Origin of the sequence: Candidatus Sneabacter namystus, from assembly GCF_008189685.1 — a bacterium.
GTDB lineage: Bacteria > Pseudomonadota > Alphaproteobacteria > Rickettsiales > Rickettsiaceae > Sneabacter > Sneabacter namystus.
Window position 1 is genome coordinate 13,118 of sequence record NZ_CP043312.1, and the last position, 14,379, is coordinate 27,496.

At 38.7% G+C, this 14,379-nt stretch carries 13 protein-coding genes; 8 read left to right on the forward strand and 5 right to left on the reverse strand.

Features of this window, described 5'->3' with window-relative positions:
• Positions 1-160 precede the first annotated feature (160 nt).
• From FZC37_RS00045 to FZC37_RS00055, 3 genes are all read right to left on the reverse strand, one after another.
• The gene (locus FZC37_RS00045; RefSeq protein ID WP_148951701.1) at positions 161-736 is read right to left on the reverse strand and encodes a DNA-3-methyladenine glycosylase I; all 576 of its coding nucleotides are present in this window, start codon (positions 734-736) and stop codon (positions 161-163) included.
• A gap of 44 nt (positions 737-780) precedes the next feature.
• Entirely contained in the window at positions 781-1,323 is a 543-nt protein-coding gene (locus FZC37_RS00050; RefSeq protein WP_148951702.1) for a methylated-DNA--[protein]-cysteine S-methyltransferase, read from the reverse strand.
• Positions 1,324-2,010: 687 nt separating this feature from the next.
• Positions 2,011-4,968: a leucine-rich repeat domain-containing protein gene (locus FZC37_RS00055; protein ID WP_148951703.1), complete on the reverse strand. Its 2,958-nt coding sequence runs from the start codon at positions 4,966-4,968 to the stop codon at positions 2,011-2,013.
• Between the two features lie 515 nt (positions 4,969-5,483).
• Here FZC37_RS00055 and FZC37_RS00060 point away from each other — a divergent pair.
• Together FZC37_RS00060 and FZC37_RS00065 are read left to right on the forward strand one after the other, a co-directional pair.
• Positions 5,484-6,779: an MFS transporter gene (locus FZC37_RS00060; RefSeq protein WP_148951704.1), complete on the forward strand. Its 1,296-nt coding sequence runs from the start codon at positions 5,484-5,486 to the stop codon at positions 6,777-6,779.
• 617 nt (positions 6,780-7,396) lie between these two features.
• Entirely contained in the window at positions 7,397-9,946 is a 2,550-nt protein-coding gene (locus tag FZC37_RS00065) for a leucine-rich repeat domain-containing protein (RefSeq protein ID WP_148951705.1), read from the forward strand.
• A gap of 106 nt (positions 9,947-10,052) precedes the next feature.
• Here FZC37_RS00065 and FZC37_RS03155 read toward each other — a convergent pair whose 3' ends face one another.
• Positions 10,053-10,181 (reverse strand): hypothetical protein, encoded by a 129-nt coding sequence (locus tag FZC37_RS03155; protein ID WP_281286390.1) that lies wholly within the window; start codon positions 10,179-10,181, stop codon positions 10,053-10,055.
• Between the two features lie 411 nt (positions 10,182-10,592).
• Here FZC37_RS03155 and FZC37_RS00070 point away from each other — a divergent pair, with 411 nt between their 5' ends.
• The 6 genes from FZC37_RS00070 to FZC37_RS00095 all read left to right on the forward strand — a co-directional run bounded on the left by FZC37_RS00070 (position 10,593) and on the right by FZC37_RS00095 (position 13,085).
• Complete coding sequence (locus tag FZC37_RS00070; protein WP_148951706.1) at positions 10,593-11,036, forward strand: site-specific integrase; 444 nt, start codon at positions 10,593-10,595, stop codon at positions 11,034-11,036.
• Positions 11,029-11,727 carry a Fic family protein gene (locus tag FZC37_RS00075; protein ID WP_148951707.1) on the forward strand — a complete coding sequence of 233 codons (699 nt, stop codon included), beginning with the start codon at positions 11,029-11,031 and terminating at the stop codon, positions 11,725-11,727. The genes FZC37_RS00070 and FZC37_RS00075 overlap by 8 nt, the downstream gene beginning before the upstream one ends.
• A gap of 75 nt (positions 11,728-11,802) precedes the next feature.
• Complete coding sequence (locus FZC37_RS00080; RefSeq protein ID WP_148951708.1) at positions 11,803-12,066, forward strand: AbrB/MazE/SpoVT family DNA-binding domain-containing protein; 264 nt, start codon at positions 11,803-11,805, stop codon at positions 12,064-12,066.
• Positions 12,051-12,440 (forward strand): type II toxin-antitoxin system VapC family toxin, encoded by a 390-nt coding sequence (locus FZC37_RS00085; protein ID WP_148951709.1) that lies wholly within the window; start codon positions 12,051-12,053, stop codon positions 12,438-12,440. Before FZC37_RS00080 ends, FZC37_RS00085 begins: the two co-directional genes overlap by 16 nt.
• Positions 12,441-12,710: 270 nt before the next feature.
• Positions 12,711-12,893: a hypothetical protein gene (locus tag FZC37_RS00090; RefSeq protein WP_148951710.1), complete on the forward strand. Its 183-nt coding sequence runs from the start codon at positions 12,711-12,713 to the stop codon at positions 12,891-12,893.
• Between the two features lie 6 nt (positions 12,894-12,899).
• Positions 12,900-13,085, forward strand: a complete 186-nt coding sequence (locus FZC37_RS00095) for a PIN domain-containing protein (protein WP_148951711.1) — start codon at positions 12,900-12,902, stop codon at positions 13,083-13,085.
• A 123-nt stretch (positions 13,086-13,208) separates the two neighbouring features.
• Here the strand turns inward: FZC37_RS00095 and FZC37_RS00100 are convergent, their stop codons facing one another.
• On the reverse strand, positions 13,209-14,345 hold the full coding sequence (locus FZC37_RS00100; protein ID WP_172619318.1) for a hypothetical protein: 1,137 nt from the start codon (positions 14,343-14,345) through the stop codon (positions 13,209-13,211).
• Positions 14,346-14,379: the final 34 nt, after the last annotated feature.

Below are 14,379 nucleotides of genomic sequence, written 5' to 3' on the forward strand. Positions count from 1 at the left end.
ATTTATATGCCAGTACAAAAGACTAAGATATGCATTTCTGGTTTGTGTAGCACCTGCCTTTCACAATTCGAACAAACAGGTTGAATACTCTCGATCCATACAACCTAAAAGTACCGTAAAAGCAAAACCTTTTATGGCATCCAATCGTCTTTATCTGTACTTATTGTTCCATTTTACTAGCCCTTTTAAAACAATAATCAACATGATCATCTATTAGTCCTATGGATTGCATATAAGAGTACGCTATTGTAGGACCGATAAAACTCATGCCCCTTTTGATTAAGTCTTTAGAAAGAGAATGGGATTCTCTGCTATTAGTTGGCACATCAGCAGCACAGGCATTACGGCGCACTATCTGCTTACCTTTCACGAAATTCCAAACATAACTATAGAATGATCCAAATTCTTTTTGTATTTCCAAAAAGATCTTTGCATTTTTTCTGGCAGAAAAAATTTTGCGCCTATTCCTTATAATTCTTCCAGTACAAAGTAACTCCTCGAGTTCTTCATCGCTCATATTTGCCACATCAACTGGAACAAACTGCTTAAATAATTTTCTATACTCTCCTCTTCTATTTAATATAGTTTGCCAACTTAATCCAGCCTGAGCTCCCTCTAATATAAGCATTTCAAACAATTTGTTCTCATCCATCACAGGTATTCCCCATTCATTGTCATGATAACTAATAGAAATAGGACTGTTTACGTTTACCCAACTACACCTACGTAACGTCATAATAATTAAATGGAATCTGAGTGGTTCTACATAACAACATCAATTTACTTGTATTGCATATTTGTTCCATAATGGCTTTCCAGACGAAGCAGATCTTGTTTCAATGTCTCTCCAGCAGCATAACCTCCTATTCTGCCATCTGTTCTTTTTAACCTATGACATGGAACAAATATTATTATTGGATTACGGCCAACAGCGCTTGCAACCGATCTGACGGCAGCAACAACAGATACCTTTTTAGCGTATTCTTGATATGTCATAGTCATACCGTAAGGTATATCTGTCAAATGCTTCCAAACCTTAGTTTGTAAATAAGTAGCCACATCAGGAAATTCATATTCTAAATCAAAATTTTTTCGAACACCTGAAAAATATTCTTTTAGCTGTTTCCCAGCTTGTACAAAAATCTCTAATTCATCATTTCTCCGCCAACTACTACGAATCATTGGATAATATCTCTGATTTTTAATATATGCCCCTTTCAACTTATTTGAAGAATTCGCTGTTAGAATAATCTCAAATTTTGGAATTGTAATAACTCCATGTTGCATGCTTACTTGCGGGACAGTCATTTTGCTGTAGATCATCACTAACCCATCACTTTTTTTGATATAGCACCCTTTCTAAATCTCTTATCATGAGAGTATCTGTCTCCACTTCCTATTTTTTGCTCATTAAGACGATAAAACCAAGAGAAGTGGGCAAATCCTCAGTTTTTTCACAGTAACACAATCAAGATCCATATAATTATAATAGCATATACGCAAATTTTTAACTACCGATGCAAAACACTCAGGATCCTTTAACTTGGCAGAACACTCGGCAAATAAAAAGACTATTTGCATATGTGAATTGAGTTTATATTTGTAATTCTTAAGTTCTCTTACATATACTTTAGAAAGCATTTTCAGCTGACTATTGCCAACTACCCATATAGGCGCGCAACGTAAAGTAAACGATGTCCTCCATGCATTCTAGAACCCGATCCGATCATTACAGGCCCATTCCTACTATTGACTCTTGCAGAAAACATCAAAGAGCGATATTTCCCTGCAAAGTGCACAATTACGTTTAAACAACTATAAAGCCAGCAGCGTTACTCAGATATCTCAGAAAATAAAAGTTCAGTACCTCCAACAATCTTGAGCATATCGTCTTTACACCTGACAAAGGGAGCGCTAACTCCCAAATGCCAGGGGCATTAACGTTTTAACGCTTGACCAGCTCCTCTAATCGAATGCCATTTTTGTGTACATAGCACCTTTAAAATACTTTTATTGCGATGCTGTATCTACTACTGCTTCAAGCTGATCTCCCATAGGACCTGCCGCATCTACATGATGCGCAGATTGAGAAGTCACAGACCCCGCTGCTGCGGCTGCACCTTCTTCTGCACGATCAACAAGGCCACCTGCTGCTGCATCTGCATGACGTGGAGATTGCCCTGCCGCATCTACATGATGTGCAGATTCAGGAGTCATACCCGCTGCTGCGGCTGCACCTTCCTCTTCGCGATCAACAAGGCCACCTGCTGCATCTGCATGACGTGGAGATTGCCCTGCCGCATCTACATGACGTGGAGATTGCCCTGCCGCATCTACATGATGTGCAGATTCAGGAGTCATACCTGCTGCTGCTGCATCTACATGATGTGGAGCTTGCCCTGCCGCATCTACATGATGTGCAGATTCAGGAGCCATAGGCCTTGCTGCATCCATATCAACAGCAGTAGCTGTAGCACTTTCTTCTTGATCACCTGCTTCTGATCCTTTAGTAGCAACTACAAGTTGTTGTTCAAGACTTGCTTGTTGAACTGCCTCTCTTTCTTCTATGATTATAGGAAGCAACTTACTCTTTATCTCGAGTTTTGGTAGCGCAGACCTAGGATATTCAATCAGGCATTGCTTTGCAATATCTAACATCTTTTGTTCATATTCCTTTAGCACTTCTTTCTCAGCTTCATCTCTCTCAATGAGAATTGCTTTCTCAGCTTCATCTCTCTCAATGAGAATTTTTCGTTTTTGCTCGATAAGAAACTTTGTTCTTCCTCTGTTTGCAAGAAGGAGCACTGTTGTAAACTTACATATGTCACGTGTTTGCATATAACCATACATGTGGGATGCTAGATCTTTTGGTAGCATAAGCAAATGTAACGCTGGATCTTGTTGTAGCCCAAGCGAGCTACCGATCTCATTTTTGGAAAGCATGTTAAATCGTAATACTTCCTTCTTTACTTTGTTATATACAGGAAGGTGTGTTAAAGGAGAAAGGTCCTTTACGTCTATTGGATTTTCTATTAGATCAAGTTCTCTTAGCCGTGTAAGTCCACTTAGATCACTAACGTCTGTTATTTGATTATTGCGTAGATCAAGTTCTATTAGCCGTGTAAGTCCACTTAGATCACTAACGTCTGTTATTTGATTATTGCGTAGATCAAGTTCTATTAGCAATGTAAGTCCACTTATAGGACGGACATCTGTTATTTGATTATTGCGTAGATCAAGTTCCATTAGCCGTGTAAGTCCACTTATAGGACGGACATCTGTTATTTGATTATTGCCTAGATGAAGACTTGTTAGATTTGGTGTGTCTTTAAAAACATCCATACTTTCTATTTTAGCCCTTGATAGATCAAGACTTCGGAGTCGGCCTAGGGCCTGAAAAGCACCTGTATCTAGGCCACCATTTATTGTGGCATCTAATAGCTTAAGCTTTTCGAGATTTGGTGTGTCTTTAAAAACATCCATACTTTCTATTTTAGCCCTTGATAGATCAAGACTTCGGAGTCGGCCTAGGGCCTGAAAAGCACCTGTAGCTATATTACCACCTATTGTGATATGTGATAGCGCGAGCTTGAGCGTTGGTTTATCTAGGCCACGGAATGCACCTGTATCTAGGCCACCATTTATTGTGGCATCTGATAGATCAAGACTTGTTAGATTTGGGAGATTTTGAAAAGCACCTGTAGCTATGCCTCCTTCTATTGTGGCATCTAATAGTTTAAGTTCTTTGAGATTTGGGAGATTTTGAAAAGCACCTGTAGCTATACCTCCTTCTATTGTGGCATCTAATAGTTTAAGTTCTTTGAGATTTGGGAGATTTTGAAAAGCACCTGTAGCTATACCTCCTTCTATTTTGGCATTTGATAGGTCAAGCTTTGTGAGGTTTGGTGTGTCTTTAAAAACATCCATACTTTCTATTTTAGCCCTTGATAGATCAAGACTTCGGAGTCGGCCTAGGGCCTGAAAAGCACCTGTAGCTATATTACCACCTATTGTGATATGTGATAGCGCGAGCTTGAGCGTTGGTTTATCTAGGCCACGGAATGCACCTGTATCTAGGCCACCATTTATTGTGGCATCTGATAGATCAAGACTTGTTAGATTTGGGAGATTTTGAAAAGCACCTGTATCTAGGCCACCATTTATTGTGGCATCTAATAGCTTAAGCTTTTCGAGATTTGGTGTGTCTTTAAAAACGTCCATACTTTCTATTTCGGAAGTTGATAGATTAAGCCCTGCGAGATTGACAAGGCCCTTAAAAGCACCTTTACCTATACCACCCTCTATTTTGGCACGTGATAGATTAAGACTTGTTAGATTTGGTGTGTCTTTAAAAACATCCATACTTTTTATTTTGACACCTGCTAGATTAAGGCTTGTGAGGCTAGATAAATCCTCAAGATTACCTGGAGATATGTCTCCTTTTATTTCGACAGATGCTAATTTAAGCTCTGTGAGATTAGGTAAGCAACTAAAAACTCCTATATCTATACCACCCTCTATTTTGGCATATGACAGATCAAGACTTGTGAGGCTGACAAGGTCTCGAAAAGCATCTGACGCTATCGTGGCATGTCTTAGATCAAGCTCTGTGAGACTAGATAAGTCTGCAAAAGTACGTGGAGTGATACAACCATTTATTGTTGTGGTACCTGCAAGATGAAGCTTTGTGAGCTTATCTAGGCCCCTAAAAGCACCTGGAGCTATGCCGCCTTCTATTGTGGCATATGACAGATCAAGACTTGTGAGGCTGACAAGGCCCTTAAAAGCACCTTTACCTATACCACCCTCTATTTTGGCACGTGATAGATTAAGACTTGTGAGGCTAGATAAGCCTGCAAAAGTACCTGGAGCTATGCCGCCTTCTATTATTGTGGCATAGTTTAGATTAAGACTTGTAATATCTGTTGGATATTGCTTACCCGCTATTGTAACTGTTTTTGGTGGCATAATAATTAATATCTTACTTAAAAAAGGATTATTTTATAAAAGTATTCTAAATAAAGCAAATTTTTTTTAACACACTCCCTGATTACCGGTTGCATAAGTAGTATATAATAATTCATTTATTTGACCTCTTTAAGGCCGCAAGTCGTGGATATGACTATACGGGATGGTTCCACTCTTTGAGGTTTCTGCCGGCAAGTGAAAAAGATACGTACAAGATGTGTGTAAAAAGTGATTTCTTTAAAAATTGGATAATGGACAACTAAGAAAACGTGCTAGATGCACTAAAAGATAGCCTCAAGGAGAGATGCAGCATCACGCTAGAGGATGACATCTGTTTGCTTAATTAGTTAAAAGATGGTTGATTCCACTCATAAAAAGAGATAGCCTCAAGACAGATAACTGTAAGAAATAGATATGGAAAACACTCACAGTTCAGGCAAGGGCTCTGGCATTGTTGGGGGGAGTATAGACTCTCTTGATCAGAGGAAAATCAATTCCCTTTTATTCTAAGCAATATGGTCACTCCTTCCACTACTGCCGGCTCTACAAATAACAAACTAGAAAAATGGCAAAAAGAGGCCGTTGCTATGCTCTCCATTGGTACTATGTTGGAGTACCTAGATGTCATGTTATACGTGCACATGGCGATAGTCATAGATAGAGTGTTTTTTACCAATAGTGCATGGTGGGCAAAAATATCTCTATGTCTTCCATTTTTCTTGAGGCCGTTGGGTTCGATTTTGTGGGGTTGGATAGGAGATCATTTTGGCAGACAAACTACGATATTTGTTACAACCTTTGTTACAGCTGTAGCATGTCTTTTTATAGCTGGATTACCTGGATATGATACGTTGGGTGTTACTGCTTCTTATTGCTTAATATTATGCAGAGCAGTGCATGGTGTTACCTCTATGGGAGAATTGTTCGGATCTCAAATATATGTGACGGAAACGATTGTACATTATAATACCAGATGCTTTGCGACATCCATTTTATCTGCATTTTCATATTGTGGCACTTTTCTAGCAATTACAATTGCTACTATTGCAATCAGACTAGATGAGGTATTTCCCGGTGCTTGGCGAATTTCATTTATTATTGGTAGTGCTGTTGCCTTTGTTGCTACATATGCAAGATCTGTGCTTAGAGAAACTGTGGATTTTGATGGAATAAAGAAACGATTATTGCTGCAATTGAGTGGAAAGGAGCTTAACAGCCCAATACTAAAAGAAAATGTTGATAGAAAGGCTTTTTTTTATTACACCTTAACCAGGGCTGGTAATGAAATAGCATGTATATTTGTTCCGTACCTATATTGTAAATCGTTGCTTTTGAAGGTGGGGTGCAGTGCTTCAGAAATAGGAAAACAAAATTTATTTGTTGCACTGGTTGCGTTAATCAGTATGTTTGTTCAATCTTTTCTAGTTAGAACTGTGAACCCCATGAAAGTAGCAATCTTTAGAAATTGGGTTTACATATTTTTTCTTATATTAATTCCATTGTGGTTTAATACTGTAGGTCTTTCTCGAGAATCAATATTCGTTGTACAGGCTTTTGGCTTCTTGTGCTTTATTAGCGACTATCCAGCTGCCCCTGTTGCTATTGCTCAATTTCCTATTTTGAAAAGGTCCAGATGCGTTTTTTTGGGAGCAGGAATTGGAGTGTTACTTGGTCCCTTACTGTTCATTTTTCCAAATGAGTTCTTGATACCAAAATTCGGACATTATGCCTTGTATCTCATTCTTTTACCACTTTCCATTGTTACTTTACGTGGTAAATATTACTTTCTAAAAAGATACGCGAACACTTAAACATTAGGATAGAAGTCTCGCATATAAAGGAAAGTATTGTGATTCTATGCGGGTTTTGATTAGCATTTTCTATCATGTGCGGGTTGTAGACTGCAGGCAAAATATAGTTTTTCTTTCGTTGCATTTTAATCCTAAAGAGAATACCAAAGGGAGTATTTCCTCGATCGTTTCCCTCTTTAGCTTTTCCTGTTTTTCAGTGGAGAAGCAATTCATGGTCTCAAGGTTATGGAGACGATCCATGATTTTAATAAGGCAGATAGCTCGCTTTGTATTTTCATCGTAGCTTTTAAATGCAAGCCGTAGGCAATCCAGTACAGAAGATTGTTTTTGTCTAGCAATGGCAGAAATACCGTGCGCTATAGACATCATATCTCTGCCTAAACACTGTAGTACTCTGCTGTATGGACCTCGTTTCCTTTTATTTTACCTATCTCTTTTATGCCCTTTTCAACCATCTATCACATTGACTCTATAATCTCTTACTACTTATGCAACCTGCTATCAGGGAGTGTGTTAGAAAAAATTTGCTTTATTTAGAATACTTTTGTACACTCCTACGAAATGAATCTTTTTTTAAGTAAAAAATGATCTTTTTTAAGTAAGATATTAATTAATATATGCCACCAAAAACAGTTACAATAGCGGGTAAGCAATATCCAACAGATATTACAAGTCTTAATCTAAACTATGCCACAATAATAGAAGGCGGCATAGCTCCAGGTACTTTTGCAGGCTTATCTAGCCTCACAAGTCTTAATCTATCACGTGCCAAAATAGAGGGTGGTATAGGTAAAGGTGCTTTTAAGGGCCTTGTCAGCCTCACAAGTCTTGATCTGTCATATGCCACAATAGAAGGCGGCATAGCTCCAGGTACTTTTGCAGGCTTACCTAGTCTCACAAAGCTTTCTCTAAACCATGCCACAGTAGGTAATATAGCTCCAGGTGCTTTTCAAGGCCTAGATAAACTCACAAAGCTTAGTCTAAGGGCCAAAATAGAAGGAGGTATAGCTACAGGTGCTTTTCAAGGCCTAGATGAACTCACAAGTCTTGATCTGTCATATGCCAAAATAGAAGGAGGTATAGCTCCAGGTGCTTTTCAAGGCCTAGATAAACTCACAAAGCTTTCTCTAAACCATGCCACAGTAGGTAATATAGCTCCAGGTGCTTTTCAAGGCCTAGATAAACTCACAGAGCTTAGTCTAAGTGCCAAAATAGAAGGAGGTATAGCTACAGGTGCTTTTCAAGGCCTTGTCAGCCTCACAAGTCTTGATCTGTCATATGCCAAAATAGAAGGAGGTATAGCTCCAGGTGCTTTTCAAGGCCTAGATAAACTCACAGAGCTTAGTCTAAGGGCCAAAATAGAAGGAGGTATAGCTCCAGGTGCTTTTCAAGGCCTAGATAAACTCACAGAGCTTAGTCTAAGTGCCAAAATAGAAGGAGGTATAGCTACAGGTGCTTTTCAAGGCCTTGTCAGCCTCACAAGTCTTGATCTGTCATATGCCAAAATAGAAGGAGGTATAGCTCCAGGTGCTTTTCAAGGCCTAGATAAACTCACAAAGCTTTCTCTAAACCATGCCACAGTAGGTAATATAGCTCCAGGTGCTTTTCAAGGCCTAGATAAACTCACAAAGCTTAGTCTAAGGGCCAAAATAGAAGGAGGTATAGCTACAGGTGCTTTTCAAGGCCTAGATGAACTCACAAGTCTTGATCTGTCATATGCCAAAATAGAAGGAGGTATAGCTCCAGGTGCTTTTCAAGGCCTAGATAAACTCACAAAGCTTTCTCTAAACCATGCCACAGTAGGTAATATAGCTCCAGGTGCTTTTGCAGGCTTATCTAGCCTCACAGAGCTTTCTCTAAGCCATGCCACAGTAGGTAATATAGCTCCAGGTGCTTTTCAAGGCCTAGATGAACTCACGCTCAAGCTCAAGCTATCACATATCACAATAGGTGGTAATATAGCTACAGGTGCTTTTCAGGCCCTAGGCCAACTCCAAAGTCTTGATATATCAAGGGCTAAAATAGAAAGTATGGACGTTTTTAAAGACACACCAAATCTCGAAAAGCTTAAGCTATCAGATGCCACAATAAATGGTGGCCTAGATACAGGTGCTTTTCAAAATCTCCCAAATCTCAAAGAACTTAAACTATTAGATGCCACAATAGAAGGAGGTATAGCTACAGATGCCTTCCGTGGCCTAGATAAACCCACGCTCAAGCTCGAGCTATCACATATCACAATAGGTGGTAATATAGCTACAGGTGCTTTTCAGGCCCTAGGCCAACTCCAAAGTCTTGATCTATCAAGGGCTAAAATAGAAAGTATGGATGTTTTTAAAGACACACCAAATCTAACAAGTCTTGATCTACGCAATAATCAAATAACAGATGTCCGTCCTATAAGTGAACTTAGATATCTAAGAGAACTTGATCTAATAGAAAATCCAATAGACGTAAAGGACCTTTCTCCTCTAACACACCTTCCTGTATATAACAAAGTAAAGAAGGAAGTATTACGATTTAACATGCTTTCCAAAAATGAGATCGGTAGCTCGCTTGGGCTACAACAAGATCCAGCGTTACATTTGCTTATGCTACCAAAAGATCTAGCATCCCACATGTATGGTTATATGCAAACACGTGACATATGTAAGTTTACAACAGTGCTCCTTCTTGCAAACAGAGGAAGAACAAAGTTTCTTATCGAGCAAAAACGAAAAATTCTCATTGAGAGAGATGAAGCTGAGAAAGCAATTCTCATTGAGAGAGATGAAGCTGAGAAAGAAGTGCTAAAGGAATATGAACAAAAGATGTTAGATATTGCAAAGCAATGCCTGATTGAATATCCTAGGTCTGCGCTACCAAAACTCGAGATAAAGAGTAAGTTGCTTCCTATAATCATAGAAGAAAGAGAGGCAGTTCAACAAGCAAGTCTTGAACAACAACTTGTAGTTGCTACTAAAGGATCAGAAGCAGGTGATCAAGAAGAAAGTGCTACAGCTACTGCTGTTGATATGGATGCAGCAAGGCCTATGGCTCCTGAATCTGCACATCATGTAGATGCGGCAGGGCAAGCTCCACATCATGTAGATGCAGCAGCAGCAGGTATGACTCCTGAATCTGCACATCATGTAGATGCGGCAGGGGGCAATCTCCACGTCATGTAGATGCGGCAGGGCAATCTCCACGTCATGCAGATGCAGCAGGTGGCCTTGTTGATCGCGAAGAGGAAGGTGCAGCCGCAGCAGCGGGTATGACTCCTGAATCTGCACATCATGTAGATGCGGCAGGTCCTATGGGAGATCTTGAAGCAGTAGTAGATACAACATCGCAATAAAAGTATTGCCTTATCTTTACAGAAAAGTTCTTGCCTTCTAAAAGATAAGTTGCATCTGCTATCATAAATTTTTACTTAGCGAAGTTTTCTCTTCTAAGTATAGTGACTTACAAACCAGCGCTAATTCCGCTTAGGTTTGACGTGATTGCATTGCCTGATAGAGAAAAAATTTCGGCATAGACTGCCCATTTTACACCATTATATACAAACACTAACAGCGCTAACCTCCCTGCCATACAAATGCCATATGAAAGCCATATATTTTGTCCTTAATATTGCCCCTTTTTGGGCCTTTTTAACCCCCTGTGCCATACGAAAGCCATACAAAATACCCCCCCCCATATTTAGCGGTTTTTTTGCGGTCTTTTGCAAAAATGTGCTATAGAGCAACAAATTACTCCCTTATTTGAATAGGCTTACAGAGGAAAGGGAAAAGACCATGGTGGTCTCTTTCACTATCCGGGTTTGTACTTGATATGAGATGGAGCAATTCCAAAAAGGAATTTGGTGTAGATTTAGAAAACAGCAAGTGGACTTATTTACCACAAAAACAAATAAAGAAAGAAGTAGTACACGCTCCTTTAAGCAAAAGGATATGTGCATTTTTACAAACTAAGACAAAAGAATCTAAACAAGTATTAAACTTCCCATATCTCAGAGTGTATAGAGAGTGGGTAAAAATACGCAAACAAATGCCAGAGAGTTTATGGCAACTCAACATACATGATTTAAGACGCACTAGAGTACATTGGGGTAAAACGGAGGACGTGCTAATCACTCAGCACACGCTAGGACATAAGCTAAAGCTTGGCAATATGAGTACATACACATCTAATGCTGCAACATTTGAAAAGCGCCTACAAATTACTCAAGAGCTAGAAGATAAACTCTATAGCCTAATGAATATAAAAGATGAATAAACAACAAGAAGCGATACAGCATGCAAAAAGAGCGCTCCCTGAGTTTGTCTATGATGCTGCGCAGTTAGAGGGAATCAATTTTACGCTGATTGAGGTCAAGACTCTTTTAGATGGAGTAACTATTGGAGGTAAGAAACTATCTGATCAAGAGATTGTAATCAATCAAAAAAATGCCTGGGAGTTTCTGTTTGATGCAATTTCAAGAGGGATATTTGGCATGTCTTCTAGTTTTGTGTGTAAATTGCACAGCATTGCAGGATTAAATGAAGCTTTAGAATGGGGCAAATTTAGAAGTAAAGAAGTAACAATTGCTGGCACCAAATACTGCCCTCCAAAAGCCACAGATCTTGTAGAACACTGGAACAAAATTGAGCACTGCTATGCTAGCAATTTTCCAGAAGAAAAGATCTACACGTATGCTATAGAGGTATTTCTCAAGATGGCAAGGTACAAATTCTTCTTTGATGTAAATAAGCGCATGGGAAGATTCATGATGAATGGCATCTTACTTAGCCATGGATATCCAGCTATTAACCTTCCATCATCATCTAAAGAAGAGTTCAACAAACTGATGCTAGAGTTTTATCCAACAGGTAAAACTGAGGCAATGGTAGAGTTTATGAAGTCTCATTTAGATGAAAGAATCGTAAGCTCTATGGGATATGAGATTGATAAATTGTTGGGTATGTAGTGCATAATCATTGTGTTATAATTTGGTATATGCTACTATTGCTTTATAACATATAAGCTTTAATAACATAATTGTATGATAAAAGTAGTGAGTATAGATAGAAATGGCAGGGTGTTTATACCGGCATCTATCAGAAAAGATATGGAGTTACAATCGGGTGGACGAGCCTTAGTGGAATATTCACATGGAGAACTAAAAATAAAAAGGCCAACAGTCGATATAGATAAGGTGCATGCTATTTTTACTAAAAGAAAAAAGAGAAAAAATGTTGTTTCTGATCTTTTAGAACAAAGACGTAGGGAAGTAGAACAAGAAGAAAGAGAATGTCTAAGAAAGTAGTGCTAGATGCTTCTGCAGTGCTTGCAGTGTTTAATAAAGAAAAGGGGCGCGAACTGATTTTGGAATATATGGAAGGTTCAATCATATCCTCTGTAAATAGTTCGGAAGTATATAAATCTTGCTTTTATGATTCTGACCTAAGAGAAGAAGAAGTAAATGAAATGATGGAAGAAATCAGAGTCAAAGTAATAAGCTTTGATGATATACATGCACGTATTGCAGCGCAGCTCTATGCCACAACCAAAAGCTGCGGCCTATCTTTAGGAGACAGAGCATGTATAGCGCTTGGAATGATAAAGAAGATTCCGGTACTAACGTGCGACACTATCTGGCAGCAGTGCAATTTAGATGTGCAAATAATAACAGCAAGGTAATTATGACAGATCCATGGGATATGAGATGGATAAATTATTGAATATGTGAATATGCGAGTAATCACTGCTCAATAGTTGAAAATCACAAAACTGAAAAATCAATTGATTAATTCAAATACATGATTTGCAAGATTCGCTCTTTTCTAAAATTATATTAGCATGTAACTATCATTAAATATTTATATCAATGGAAACAAAAATTCTCAACATCGACAGAAATGGTAAGGTGCTAATACCTGCTAATATTAGAAAAAACTCAAGATTCCTAATATGGGAAGTGTTGCAATGGAAGTTGATGATAACAAAGTGATTATCAAGAATGCACTGCGTACACTGGATGAGATACGTAGCGTTTTTGCAAAACATCGTAAGCCTGGTATGGCATTCGTTGATGATTTTTTAAAGCACAAAAGAAAAGCTGCTCTCCAGGAAATGAAAAAATTTGAAAAATAGGCAAAGATGAGAAGTAAAGTTGTGGTAGATGCATCTTCTGTAATTGCTGTCTTTGCTGAAGAACCAGGATATGACTTTATAGAGCGTTATATTGGAAATGCATTAATATCCAGTGTCAACGTCGCTGAAGTATATAAATATTGCCTTGATGCCAAAAAGCTTACAAGCGTAGAGGCAAAAAAGCTCTTGTAAGCAGAGCAAAAATAAAGGTAGTTAATTTCGATGATGCACAGGCATCAAAAACAGCAGAGCTCTATTCCACAACAACAAGCTGCGGCCTCAGGAGATAGAAGATATACTTTCAGCTATAGATGACTAACAGTCTCCGATATATTCAAAGTAGTAGACTGTTTTTTCCGTAAAATCAGTAGGAGACTCTTCTACGCAATCCCAATATTCAATAGGTACGTCACTATCTTTGTTGGATATAGAGGAGGCAGATATAGCACTTTTTACATGAGAGTCTTGTTTCGGTAACGCTATAGGCAATTCTTGGTATACCAGTCCTTCTATTACTGGCATGTAGCGTGTGTAAGATAGAGTTGCCATATGGGCAGAATCATCTGGAAGATTTTTTGCCACAATCCCAGTATGGAACCTGCTTGTTACAAATACGTCTCCTGCTTTAATTTCTCTATCTTGCTTGAGAGGTGTGAGCACGCCTTTTACATAATCTGGGTGCTGTCCAGGCATGTCGTTTATGACAGCTAACATATCGCGTGTTGTAAATGTATGTTCTGCTTTTGTCCATTTTTGTACAGAGGATGAACAATCCTCTGCTCTAAATTGCTTATCCAGATATCTAACATCTTGTCTAGATCCTCCAAAAAAAAAACCTACGTGTGGGAACGCAATTTCTCCATTTTGCGGAGATTTGTCATCTTTAAAATACCAATTCCAATCTTTTACCAATTTGGCAGTTTCTTCTGAGACTCTTACCCCTTGTATATTGGGACTATTATCTACAGCATAGATTCCTTCTTTTTGTAGTCTTGGTATGTCAAAAATCTTTTTTCCTTTACTTTCTTCAATGAGAACAGATAGTCCTGCAGTTTGAATAAAATTCAACAGTGAACTAGTAGATATGTTATAGAAGCGTTGTCCGATAGGATATTCTTCACAATTTTTCCAATTAGCGAAGTTGCTTAACGTACCGCCACTGATCGCATCCCAGTGCTCTGAGATAATATATTCAGCTCCGTTAAGTAAATTTGACATCTTATTACTAGTAAGGGCTGGAATGTCTTTCTCAGGGAAAAATGTACCAACAGCCTTCTGAAGCATAGAGCGATCTTCTTTTATACGAGCAAGAGTCCTGCATTGCAATGCTTCTTCCCCATCGTGGAAATTTTTTATAGCATCTTCCACGACTTTCAGAAGCTTTTGTACTTCTGTAGTGGTGTGTTGTCGCCTTTGTTCGGCTTCTTTGTGAACTTCATGATATAACGTCATAACTTTACACCACAGAAAAGAAATAGTGGTCACG

What these genes read in the sequence shown, in the direction of transcription:
- FZC37_RS00055 (WP_148951703.1), bottom strand. Translation starts at nt 4,968, where the DNA reads ATGCCACCAAAAACAGTTACAATAGCGGGTAAGCAATATCCAACAGAT.
- FZC37_RS00085 (WP_148951709.1), top strand. Translation starts at nt 12,051, where the DNA reads ATGTCTAAGAAAGTAGTGCTAGATGCTTCTGCAGTGCTTGCAGTGTTT.
- FZC37_RS00045 (WP_148951701.1), bottom strand. Translation starts at nt 736, where the DNA reads ATGACGTTACGTAGGTGTAGTTGGGTAAACGTAAACAGTCCTATTTCT.
- FZC37_RS00100 (WP_172619318.1), bottom strand. Translation starts at nt 14,345, where the DNA reads ATGACGTTATATCATGAAGTTCACAAAGAAGCCGAACAAAGGCGACAA.
- FZC37_RS00060 (WP_148951704.1), top strand. Translation starts at nt 5,484, where the DNA reads ATGGTCACTCCTTCCACTACTGCCGGCTCTACAAATAACAAACTAGAA.
- FZC37_RS00075 (WP_148951707.1), top strand. Translation starts at nt 11,029, where the DNA reads ATGAATAAACAACAAGAAGCGATACAGCATGCAAAAAGAGCGCTCCCT.
- FZC37_RS00095 (WP_148951711.1), top strand. Translation starts at nt 12,900, where the DNA reads ATGAGAAGTAAAGTTGTGGTAGATGCATCTTCTGTAATTGCTGTCTTT.
- FZC37_RS00050 (WP_148951702.1), bottom strand. Translation starts at nt 1,323, where the DNA reads ATGATCTACAGCAAAATGACTGTCCCGCAAGTAAGCATGCAACATGGA.
- FZC37_RS00090 (WP_148951710.1), top strand. Translation starts at nt 12,711, where the DNA reads ATGGGAAGTGTTGCAATGGAAGTTGATGATAACAAAGTGATTATCAAG.
- FZC37_RS00070 (WP_148951706.1), top strand. Translation starts at nt 10,593, where the DNA reads ATGAGATGGAGCAATTCCAAAAAGGAATTTGGTGTAGATTTAGAAAAC.
- FZC37_RS00080 (WP_148951708.1), top strand. Translation starts at nt 11,803, where the DNA reads ATGATAAAAGTAGTGAGTATAGATAGAAATGGCAGGGTGTTTATACCG.
- FZC37_RS03155 (WP_281286390.1), bottom strand. Translation starts at nt 10,181, where the DNA reads ATGATAGCAGATGCAACTTATCTTTTAGAAGGCAAGAACTTTTCTGTA.
- FZC37_RS00065 (WP_148951705.1), top strand. Translation starts at nt 7,397, where the DNA reads ATGCCACCAAAAACAGTTACAATAGCGGGTAAGCAATATCCAACAGAT.